The organism is Pseudoalteromonas aurantia (assembly GCF_005886875.1).
Lineage (GTDB): Bacteria > Pseudomonadota > Gammaproteobacteria > Enterobacterales > Alteromonadaceae > Pseudoalteromonas > Pseudoalteromonas aurantia_A.
Window position 1 is genome coordinate 38406 of record NZ_PNBY01000012.1, and the last position, 12709, is coordinate 51114.

The 12709-nt window shown below is 44.0% G+C and carries 2 protein-coding genes; both read left to right on the plus strand.

Annotated elements, in window-relative coordinates; translation table 11 throughout:
• Positions 1–176 precede the first annotated feature (176 nt).
• A complete protein-coding gene (locus CWC18_RS02670; RefSeq protein WP_138674644.1) occupies positions 177–1349 on the plus strand; it encodes a TIGR03032 family protein in 1173 nt (390 codons plus the stop codon).
• Between the two features lie 5 nt (positions 1350–1354).
• Positions 1355–12691 (plus strand): tandem-95 repeat protein, encoded by an 11337-nt coding sequence (locus CWC18_RS02675; protein ID WP_138674645.1) that lies wholly within the window; start codon positions 1355–1357, stop codon positions 12689–12691.
• The last annotated feature ends 18 nt before the right edge of the window (positions 12692–12709 follow it).

Genomic DNA, 12709 nt, shown 5'->3' on the forward strand with positions numbered 1-12709 from the left:
GCTGCGATTGTCTCTGGCATTATTGGGCAGTTAAGAGTATGTGGTGTCGCGCGGTCATTAAGCCAATCACATTTAGTTGAGCACATAAAATCAGTACGTAGCTTATTAAAAGGCAGAGCTAAAGAAAGCAGCAAAGGCCATTACTAGAAAAAAGTACTAAATGAATAACGGAGAATATGATTTTGAGTACATCAAATCCGAGTGGGAATTGTAAAACTGAAAATTTAGATTTTAGTAGCACCTACAGTGATAACTTACCAGAAATATTGTCTCAGCTCGGTATTTCATTGCTGGCTACCAGTTATCACTCGCAAAGGCTTATTGTAGTGCGACCAAAAAGTGGCAAGCTTGAAACAAAACTAAAAGCGTTTCCAAGGCCCATGGGGCTTTATGCCGATGATAACCGGGTCACTCTGAGTACATTAAACCAAGTGATTGATTTTAAAAAATCTAAAAACGGGCACAGGGCAATTGTGAACGGTGAGTTTGATAATTATGAAGCGCTGCCAAGCAAGTTACAAGATACTGAGCTTAAAGAACTGACTCAGTTTAGGCGCGAATTGGATGAACAAGTTCAAAGTGTCAAATCAGCAGATAGCTTGTTCGTTGAAAGGGCCAGTTTGTCGACAGGCTTGATTAATACCCATGATATAGCTTGGGGTAACGAAGGGCTATGGGTGGTTAATTCAGTATTTTCATGTTTGTGCAAGCTCAGCCCTGACTATAGTTTTATTTCAGCTTGGAAGCCTTCATTTATTTCTGAATTAAAGCCTGACAACCGATGCCATTTAAATGGCATGGCCATGCTCGATGGTGCTCCTCGTTATGCGACTGCCTTTAGTCAATCGAATACAGAAGAAGGGTGGCGAGACGAGTTAGGCAGTAATGGGGTACTTATTGATGTACTCGAAAATAAAGTTATTAAATCGCAGATCTCAATGCCGCATTCACCGAGGTGTCATTTGGGGAAAGTCTATTACTGTGCATCTGGCGATGGGGCTATTCATGTGTACGACACAAAAACAGGCACTACACGTGTTTTGGCTGAGCTTCCAGGCTTCACGAGAGGGATGACATTCTTTGGTGATTTAATGGTTGTGGGCACAAGCACACTGCGTACATCCGACGGAAAAATGAACTTTACAGGAAACGAAAGGCTGTTAGAGGAAAACCAGTGTGGCATTTGGCTGTTAGATATTAATACAGGGAAAGTAATCAGCAGTTTAATTTTTTCAGGGGATGTAAAACAAATTTACGATATTGCAATTGTCACCAATAGCACTGCACCCGAGGTGCTTCAAAGCTCAGACGCACTATCTAGTTTCATTTTTGAAATTTGTCAGGAGTAATAATCATGGAACGTACAAGTCTTAACAAAAGCATTTTGGCACTCGCTGTACCATCCTTGATTGCCAGTGGTGCGTATGCTGATACAGTAAACGACCCTTCAAATAGTCAGCATTTGTATGGCACAGAGCACATGGAGGCCGTAACTGAGAGAGTTGATACCGCGAATAGTAATCCATTTAATCCCTTCGGTAGAGTAACAAGTGAAAGAAAGAATAATTCAAGTTCCGACGTACGCAGTACATTAAGCTTTTTGAACGCGCAAGGGTTACTCAAACCGAGTACTCAACGAGTAACGATTGTATCAGGCGAGAGTACACAAGCTGATAGTGATTTATTAATGCGAAAGGTATTTGCCGCGGGTGTCTCTTGTTTGTTACCGAATGGAACTTGTCAATTGGTTGCATCTGCCTTTAGCTGCACTGGGCTTTTTTCTGGCACGGTTGTTGATTCTTGCAATGCAAACGATGCGCCTGTGGTTGATTTAAATAGTGGTATATCGGGTAATGATACAACCGCGTCATTTTCTGAGGGGTCTGGGGATGTCAGTATTATTACCAGCCCAACGGTTACTGATACAGATACAATCACAACGATTACAGTGAGTCTCACGAATGATCAAGATGGCGCATCGGAAGGACTTAATGTTTCTGCAAGTGCGCAAAATGCACTGACAGGGATAAGTGGCGCTTCAGATATTTCACTGCAAGATACACTCTCTATAACAGGTGCAACAGCTACAACGGCTGAAGTGGCGACATTTTTACAAGCGGTGACTTATAATAATACCAGCTCAACGCCTAATACCACCTCGCGAACGGTCACTGTCGTGGTTAACGATGGTACCGATAATAGTGATACACGCACTGCTGTGATTAGTGTGGCCAATCTAACCGCGGCCATTACTTCCGCAGCATCATTTAACACCACATCGGGCGCAAACCTAAGCCCTGCTATAACATTTAGTGGTGACAATGAAACACTTACCATAGCATCCGCGAGTCATATTGCAGGATCAACCGCGCAAGGTGGGGGTGGGACAGATGAAATTGTTGTAATAGATGGCAGTGATCTGACGCAATTTGCCAGTTTGACCACCTTTGAAACGCTTTCGACTTATAACAACGGCTCATTAACGCTCAGTGAGTCTCAACACGATACGTTTACAACCATAAATGCTAGCGGAACAAATACGTTTACGTTGGCAAGTGCCGATGACGATAGTACGGTAACTGCTGATGCAGACATAGAAACATATATTCTTAATGCTGGTTTTAACATTACCTTATCTGGTGCAGCGCAAAATATTACCGGTAGTAGTAGTGCAGATACCGTTAATATTGCAGGGTTAAGTGTTACGGGGACGCTTGCTGGTGGTGGCGATACCGATGTGCTGCAAATGAGCTCAGGGGCTAATATCAGCAATGCAACAGTCAGCGCGTTCGAGTCTTTAACATTGAGCGGTGGCGCATCGGTCACAATGACGGAAGCGCAACACGATGGCTTTTCAACGGTCACTGCAAGCGGCACTGATTCAATTACCCTAAGCTCAGCGACCGATGGCTTAACAGGGAACAGTGCGGTTGAAACGTATGTGTTGAGTACAGCGAATACATTTACGTTAGGCAGCGCGTCACAAAACCTAACAGGGAGTGGTAACGATGACACGGTTAATGTGAATGCACTGAGTGCGACGGGGACTTTAGCGGGTGGAAGTGGCACAGACACATTGGTTGTTACCAACGGCGGAAACATATCGGGTGCGACAGTCAGTGGCTTTGAGAATTTATCGGTTGCAGCTGGTGGTACTGTAACAATTAATGCAGCCCAACTGTCTAGTTTTACTGGAGCGGTATCTGGCAGCGGGACAGAAACAGTATCTGTTGCTGGTGATGGCAATGTGAGCACCGTATCTGCTATTGAGAATTATACCTTAAATGATGACAGTACGAATGCTCGGTCGGTGACTGTTACCAGTACTGGGCATTCTGTTACAGCAACCTCAGCGACTGATGCCATTACGTTTGACTTAGGCACGCTTGCGTTTACCGGCACTATTACAGGTGACAATACCGTTGCAGATACGCTCAGCTTAAGCAGTGGTGCGGATATATCAGCAGGGTCTATTTCTAATGTGAATAACCTCACTGTAGCGTCGGGCGCCTCAGTGACTATGACGGCAAGTCAACACAACGCGTTTGGTGGCATAATTACGGCGCCAGGCTCTGAGACAATTATTATCAGTGGGGATGGTAACTTAACCACTTATTCGTCGGTAGAGTCGTATACTATTGGGGATGACAGTACCAATACCCGAACTGTTACTGTGAGTAATGGGTCGACGAATGTGACCGCTAATTCATCAACTGATGCAATCACATTTGATATTGGCTCAAGTGCCTATACAGGCACACTGACCGGTGACGCAACTCAAACAGATATTCTTTCAGCTTCTAATGGCGCAGATGTCTCGGGTGGTAGCTACTTTAATATAGGTACTCTGAGCTTAAGTAGCGGTGCAACCGTTGCCATTGATGCTGCTAATATTGGTAATTTTAGTACATCGATAACTGGTGGCGCTGGGAGCGAAATACTAAAGGTCATGGATGGTGGGACGTTTGATTTTAGTGGAACATCCGTGTCGTCAGTTGAAGGTATCACTGTAGGCACTAACAGTAACTTTACGCTTACTTTAACAGATAACTTTGCTTCAGATGGCGGCACGGTTGATATAACCAATTTAACAGGTAGTGCAATTACCGGAGCCATTACGTTGAATGCGAGTGCGCTTAGCGGTGATGTATTAACTATATCAGCCACCGACTTTAATGGTGCGGATACTTATATTGGTGGCTCTGGTGCCGACACTATCCGTCCTGGTGGTGGCACAGATGCAATGACAGGGAACGGGGGGAATGACAACTTCATAGGCGGTGTGTCTGACCTCTCGGGTGATACCATCACAGATTTAGCAGTTGGAGATATGATCACGTTAACCGGTGTGACTGGGTTATCGACTAACAACGTACGTTTTAATGGCTCAAGTACATTAGAAATTGATACAGATGCAACTGACTTTAATATATCCGAGTTGTCACTTTCACTGACAAACGCACCCTCAGCGGGTTTAGCATTTACAGTTGCGGATAGCGGCGCTAATACGGTGATCACCTTTATTGCTAGTAATGATGCGCCTGTTTTCTCTTCACTCAATGGAGGGGCTACATACACAGAAAACGGCAGCGCAGTAACGATAGATAGTGATGTCACCGTTGCTGATACTGAACTTGATGCGCTTAATGGCAATACAGGGGATTATAATAACGCCAGTTTGACCATAGCAAGAAATGGGGGGGCAAATAGTGCCGATGTATTTGCTAACACGGGCTTATTAGGAACATTAACGCAAGGCAACAGCTTTACTTATAATAGTGTGTCAGTGGGCACTGTAACGACCAATTCTGCAGGCACCATTAAACTCACATTTAATAGCAGTGCAACGTCAAGTATTGTTGATTCGGTTATTTCATCACTTACTTATGCGAATACGTCTGAAGACCCGTCAAGTAGCGTGACGTTAGATTACACCTTTAATGATGGTACGTCTGACAGTTCAGGTACAAACCAAGCCGTTGTGACAATTACTGCGGTAGATGATGCGCCAACAGATATTGCTTTAACCTCATCAAGTATGGCTCAATCAAATACCAGTGTGGGGGCAGATGTTGGCACGTTAAGTACCACAGATGTGGATGACAACAGCCATACTTACACGTTAGTTGATGCGGGCACATCTACCAATGGCACATGTACTGCTAACAGTGGTAACTCCAGCTTCCAAATTAATGGCAGTTTATTAGAAACGCAGGCTGCGATGAGTGCTGGTAGCTATATTGTTTGTGTACAATCTCACGATGGTACCTCTTCATTTCAAGAATCGTTTACTGTAACTGTCAGCGATGATGTAGCACCTAATGCGCCAATATCTCTTGATTTGAATGCAGCGTCAGACAGCGGGGCTTCAAACACAGATAATTACACTAATGATACAACGCTGACATTGACTGGAACAGCAGAAGCAGGGGCTACGGTTAAGTTGTATAGTAGTGTATCTGGTGGAACTGTAATTGGAACAGGTACCGCAACCGGTGGTACATGGGAGATAACAACAAGTACGCTAACATCTAACACATTACACACGATCACCGCGACAGCAACGGATGCTAGTAACAATACATCGTCAACTTCAACGGGTTTTAGTGTCACATTAGATACAACAGCTCCAAGTGTACCAAGTACCCCAGATTTAAACAGTGCAAGTGATACAGGGAGTTCAAATACAGATAATATTACTTCAGATACCACACCAACCATAGAGGGAACGGCGACAGCTGGAGACACCATAACATTTACCTCAGATAAAGATGGCGTGCTAGGATCTATCGTTGTGCCTGCGGGAGGAAGCTGGAGCTTTACACCAACATCTGCGATGTCTGCAAACACCCATTCTATCACGGTTATTGCGACGGATCAGGCGGGTAATAATAGCAGTGCCTCAAGTGCACTTTCTATTACAATTGATACCAGTGTGAGCATACCCAGTATTACAACACCGATTGAAACAGATAACATCGTTAACGCAGCCGAGGATAACGATGTGTTAATTCAAGGTCGTGGTGCAGAGTCTGGTGCTACGGTTGTAGTTAATATTGATGGTGTGAGTCAGAGTACGACGGCAGATTCAAGCGGAAATTGGACTCTGTTAGGCAATGAATTAGACATCAGTGCGCTCAATAACGGCAGTTTAACAGTATCAGTGACTCAAACTGATATTGCGGGTAATACGTCGACTGCTGACACAACCTCCATTACGCTAGATAATCAAAGCCCCAGTGCAGTGACGATTACTACACCGATAGAAGGGGATGGTATTGTTAATGCAAGTGAAGATAATGATGTATTGGTTCAGGGCAGTGGCGCGGAGTCAGGTGCATCAGTTTCGATAGATATTGGTGGTGTGAGTAAAACAACAACAGCAGACTCAAGTGGGAATTGGACGTTATCGGGCAATGAGCTTGATATTAGTGCGTTGAATAATGGCAGTTTAACGGTATCTGTAACTCAGGCTGATGCAGCGGGTAATACCTCTACGGCAACAACCACTGCTATTACCTTGGATAATGCAGCGCCGGGCGCTTTAACAATCACTACTCCAATAGAAGGTGATGGGGTTGTGAATGCCAGCGAAGACAATCATGTATTAGTACAAGGCAGTGGTGCCGAATCTGGTGCGACAGTGACGGTAGATATTGGGGGAGTTAGTCAAAATACGACAGCGGATTCCAGTGGTAATTGGACACTATCAGGTAGCGAACTGGATATTAGTAGTTTGAACAATGGCTCTCTCACGATAACAGCCACGCAAGCTGATAGTGCAGGGAATACCTCTAGCTCAGCAACAGGGACTATTTCATTAGATAACATAGCTCCCACAGGCCATACAGCCGCTATTGATCAAAGCTTAATTAATGCTAGTAATGAAACGGCTTTAAGCTTTACCTTGACAGGGCTGGAAAGCTCAGGTTCTTTTGTGTATCAGATAAGTGATGGTGCAAACACGGTAAGCAGTAGTTCAGCGACGACGATCACAGGGACCACAGCACAAATAAGCAATGTCAATGTTGCAAACTTAAATGAAGGGACCCTTACCTTATCGGCGACAGTCAGTGATACTGCTGGTAATGCAGCAACGGCGGTGACTGCGACAACCACAAAACGCTATAATGCCAAGCCTGTTCTTTCGGGGACATTGATCACTTCGATTAATGAAGATGCTGCATATAGCTTTACACCCACACTCACCGATACTGACGGTGGCGATTCGCATACTTACTCAATTACAAATAAACCGAGTTGGGCTGCGTTTGATACCAATACGGGGGCATTAACCGGCACACCCGCAGATGAGCATGTTGGTACGACGAGTAATATATCAATCAAAGTGTCTGATGGGACCGAAGACAGTGATCCTTTGACATTTAATCTTGAAGTAGTAAATACCAATGATGCACCAGTCGGCAATGATTTTACTTTTACTCTAAATGAAGGCGCTGTATTGAGTAAAACGGCTACTGAGGGTGTATTAAGTAATGCAACTGACGATGATACCGATAGCAATGATGTATTATCTGCGGTTAAGGTAACAGATCCTCAATACGGTACGTTGACATTTAATAGTGATGGTAGCTTTAATTATCAGCATGGTGGTAGCGAAAATCATAGTGATAGTTTTACTTATAAGGTGCAAGATACATCAGGGGCTCAGTCTGAGGCTAAAACCGTTACGATGACGATAAACGCCGTTGAAGATGCACCACAGGCGGTTGCGGACTCTGCGTCTACTGATGAAGATACACCGATTACATTCAGTGTGGTTGCGAATGACACCGACGCTGAAAATAATATGGTCGTTGCATCGGCGGCTATTGTTGATTCTCCATCGAAGGGAACTGTCACTATTGCTAACGGAATTGTTACTTATACGCCTACAGCAAATGCAAACGGTGCAGACACATTTACTTATACCGTTAAAGACAGTACAGGTTTAACATCGAGTAAAGCTACCGTTACGATGATCCTTAATGCGGTTAACGATACGCCAATTGCAGCAAACTTTACAGAAACGGTGAATGAAGATACACCGACGAATGATCTGACGGTGAGGTCAAATGCAAGCGATGTTGAAGATACCAATCCATCGGGAGCAATCACGCTTGTTACCCAACCAACAAAAGGGGCTGTGGCTTTAAATCAAACCAATGGCACCATGGTATATACACCAAATGCCAATGAAAATGGCACAGATACATACACCTATACTATTGCTGATTCTCATGGACTGGTTTCAAATACCGCGACAGTGACGGTGAATATTGGTGCGATAAACGACCGGCCTACCGCAGGGGACGATACAGTAACCACCAATGAAGATACTGCCACAACGCTTGCGATATTGAGTAATGACTCAGATATAGAAGACAGTAGTTTTGATGGTACAAATATAACCCTTGAAAACAAAGGTCAAGGTGTTGGTGAGTATACAGAGGCGACAGTCACAGTTAATACTGACGGCTCGTTAAATATAACGCCAAAAGAAAATCAAAATGGACAACTGACATTTACTTATACGTTGACAGACAGTGACAACCTAGCTTCATCTGCGGCAACCGTGACGGTAAACATCACCGCGGTGAACGATGCGCCAGTCGCTGTAGATAATACAGCCCAGCTACAAGAAGATGGTCAATTTGAAGTGAACGTATTAGGTAATGATACGGATGTTGATAGTACACTAGATGCAAGCTCCGTAAAGGTAGTATTGCAACCTAGTAATGGTCAAGTCTCGATTAACGCAGCAGGCGCTATTACGTATACTGCTGTCGCAAATTACTTTGGCACAGATTCATTCACTTATACCGTCGATGATCAGCAAGGCCTAACATCAAATGCGGCAACTGTCACGATGACCATTGCAAGTGTGAACGATGCGCCGGTTATCTCTGGAACACCATCAACGCAATTAGATGAAGATGTTTTATTTAGCTTTACGCCAACAGCAAGTGACGCTGATCAAGATAACCTGAGCTTTTCAATTACAGGGCAACCAGCTTGGGCAACGTTTGACGCAACGAGTGGCACATTGAGTGGCACACCGGGTAACGATGACGTGGGTGATTATGCCAATATCATTATTAGCGTGACTGATGGTCAGCAAACCGCGACATTATCAAGCTTTACACTGACAGTGCGCAATGTGAATGATGCACCAATAATTACTGGTACGCCTTCACTGAGCGTACTACAAGATGAAACTTACTCATTTACGCCTCAAGCTAGTGATGAAGACTCAACAGAACTTACATTCTCTATTTCTGGCCAGCCACAATGGGCCTCTTTTGACAGTGTGAGTGGCTCTTTAAGCGGCACACCGAGAAGAGAAGATATCGGCGTTTATTCATCGGTAACAATCGGTGTATCTGATGGGGCGCTGAGTGCTTCGTTAGAAAGTTTTGATATTACTGTGGAAGCGGTAAATGCAGCGCCTACCACCAGCGATATGCAAATTACTTTAAATGAAGACACTAGCTCGACGGTCAGTGCGTCTGTAGAAGATAGTGACAATGATGTTGTAACCATCGCGGTTGTTACGCAGCCACAAAATGGGTCTCTCACGGTTCAATCAGGCTTGTTTACCTATCAACCAATCCCCAACTTTTTTGGTACTGATAGTTTTACGTATAGCGCCAGTGATGGTGAGTTGACATCAAACACGTCTACGGTATCAATTAACGTTACTGCGGTAAACGATGCGCCTGTTGCACAAAACGACGTATTTAACCTAACTCCTGCCCCAAATAATGTGTACTTACTTGATGTATTGCAAAATGATTCAGACATTGAAAATCAAACTTTAACGATTATTGGCTCAAGCGTATTAATTGGGCAAGTTAATGTCGTAGATAATCAAATACAATATACAGGCAGTGATAATACACAGGGTCTTGTTATTGTTAAGTATATGATTGAAGACTCGCAAGGGGCACGCAGTGCCGCAGCTGCAAATATAACATTCTCGGCATCTAATGCGGTTGATGTGCCAAGCATTGTGCCTCCTACTGATGTTGTAGTAAATGCGACGGGGCTGTACACAAAAGTGGCGCTTGGAACTGCAATTGCATCAGATAGCAATGGCAATCCTTTAGCTGTTTCATTTATGGGTGGTCAACCCATTTTCTCACCAGGGGAGCATCTTGCTTATTGGCAAACGACAGACGAGCAGGGACAGCAAGCTGTCGCGACACAATCTGTATCTGTAAACCCGCTTATTTCTTTACAAAAAGACAGTCTGGTAGCGGAGGAAAAAACCCATACTGTTGACGTTTACCTAAATGGCCCAGCAGTCTCTTACCCTGTGAGGATACCTTATAGTGTAAGTGGCTCGGCGGATGGTAACGACCATGATCTCGAATCTGGAGAGCTTGTCATTGAATCTGGTGTTCAGGGACAAATTTCGTTTAACGTTTTTGGTGATAATCTTTCAGAGGGTTCTGAAACCATCATTATAAGCTTAGACAGCGGGCTAATAAATACAGGGGCTAAATCGACCTCAACAGTGACTATTATTGAGGAAAATGTCGCACCATCAATAACAACCAGGGTTGAACAATCTGGTGAACAGCGTTTAACGTTAACCTCAGATCAAGCATTGGTAACGGTGAGTGCAGACACGTTTGACGCGAACCCTGCAGATATCGTGACATTAACATGGCAAGCAGATGCTGCACTTGTTAATCAAAGCAGCCAAGCTAATCAATTTGTATTTTCGCCTGAAGAGCTTGCCTCGGGTATTTATAAAATTACGGTTAGCGCTGCGGATAATGCATCGCCAAGTCTATCAACTCAGCAGGATTTGTATTTAGAGGTTATTCCTGAGCTTCTGGTGCTGGGTAATAACGATACTGATGGCGATTTAATACCTGATGAACAAGAAGGGTATATAGACTCAGACGGTGATGGTATTCCAGATTTCCAAGATGCGATCAGTGATTGTAACGTGATGCAAGAGCAGGCAAGTGAATCACAGCAATTTTTGGTGGAAGGTGACCCTGGTGTGTGTTTACGTAAGGGGGCGACCGTATCGGAAAATAGTACTGGTGGCATACAATTGTTAGAAAGTGAATTGCCAAAAGACGCAGCTGCGAAAAACATCGGCGGCTTGTTCGATTTTATCGCCAGTGGATTACCGCAATCAGGTGACACATATAGCTTGGTCATTCCACAAAGAAGCCCAGTGCCAGCCAATGGCGTTTATCGGAAACTCAGAGACGGTCAGTGGGTTGACTTTGATACGTCTGGTAATAATGCAATTTTATCAGCTCAAGGAGAGCCCGGGTTTTGTCCTCCTCCAGGCAGTAGTATTTGGCAAAGCGGATTAACAGAAGGGGCGTGGTGTGTTCAGTTACAGATTGTAGATGGCGGGCCAAATGACGACGATGGCTTGGCGAATAGAACGGTAATTGATCCAGGTGGTATTGCTGTGCCAATTACAGAAAATGCACGTCCAGAGGCAGTTGCTGATGAAGTTGACGTCTCGGTAGGACAAGAAATTATCATTGATGTGCTAGCAAACGATAGTGATGCTGATGGAGACACATTGTCTATCACTGGGGCAACAGTGGATTTTGGGGTTGTGAATGTCATTGACAATAAATTGGTGTATTTACCACCGGTTAATTTAATCGGTGTTGCTGTTATCCAATATAGTATTAAAGATGGCAATGGTGGAACGTCAAATAGTACTGCAATAGTTACCCTAACGAGCAACTCAGCACCCGTTGCAACCGCTGATTCAGCGCAAGTTATGGGTGATAGTAGCTTGATTATTGATGTGCTGTCCAACGACTTTGACGCTGATGGAGATGTATTATCAGTTGTATCAGCACAGGCACAAACAGGGACTGTAAAAGTCAATGTCGACAATACATTGACGTATACACCGCAACAAGGCTTTGAAGGGCAAGATACAATTACGTATCAATTAAAAGACGAAAAGGGTGGGCAATCACAAGGGGTTGTGACCATTACAGTACAAGCTTTGACTGCTGTTACTGTAGAAAATAAATCATCTGGAAGTATGGGAGGAGTGTTGTTACTCATGATATCTGCATTAGTTATTCGCCGTAGGAAACTGGCATTACCAAGTTTTGCGCTGATCTCAACGACATGTTTGGTGAGTGTCCCTACGGCTGCAAATTCTTGGTCAATACAAGGAATGGTCGGTAAATCTAGCGCGGATTATAGCCAACCAAATACAAACTTAAATGTCAGTAATGTTGATGATAGCAGCGATAGTTGGTCTGCTGGCCTGTATTATGAGTTACTGCCTCAGTTTACGATTGGTGTTCGTTATATTGATTTGGGGCAAGGACGAGTAACCTTTAGTGGTAACGTATCTTCGCCTGATGCCGTGCAGGCCTATTTGAGTCGTGCTGCACCAATATTACCTGAAGGGTTTGCGCTACAAGTGGGCTATGATGCGTTTAAATATAACACCTTTGAAGGTAAAGTATTTCTAGGCGCATTTGATTGGAAGTACCATCTAGACAGCACGCGTGATGGTCGATTCCATTCACGATATGAAGATCAGCAAACAGACATATATTATGGTTTAGGGTTTACATACAACCTTTCTGACTCTGTGGGGGTTGATTTACAATATTCGCGTTATCCATTATCAGAAAATGATATTGATGAAGTATCTCTAGGGTTAAGCTATCAATTTTGATAATTTGAGTAACTTATG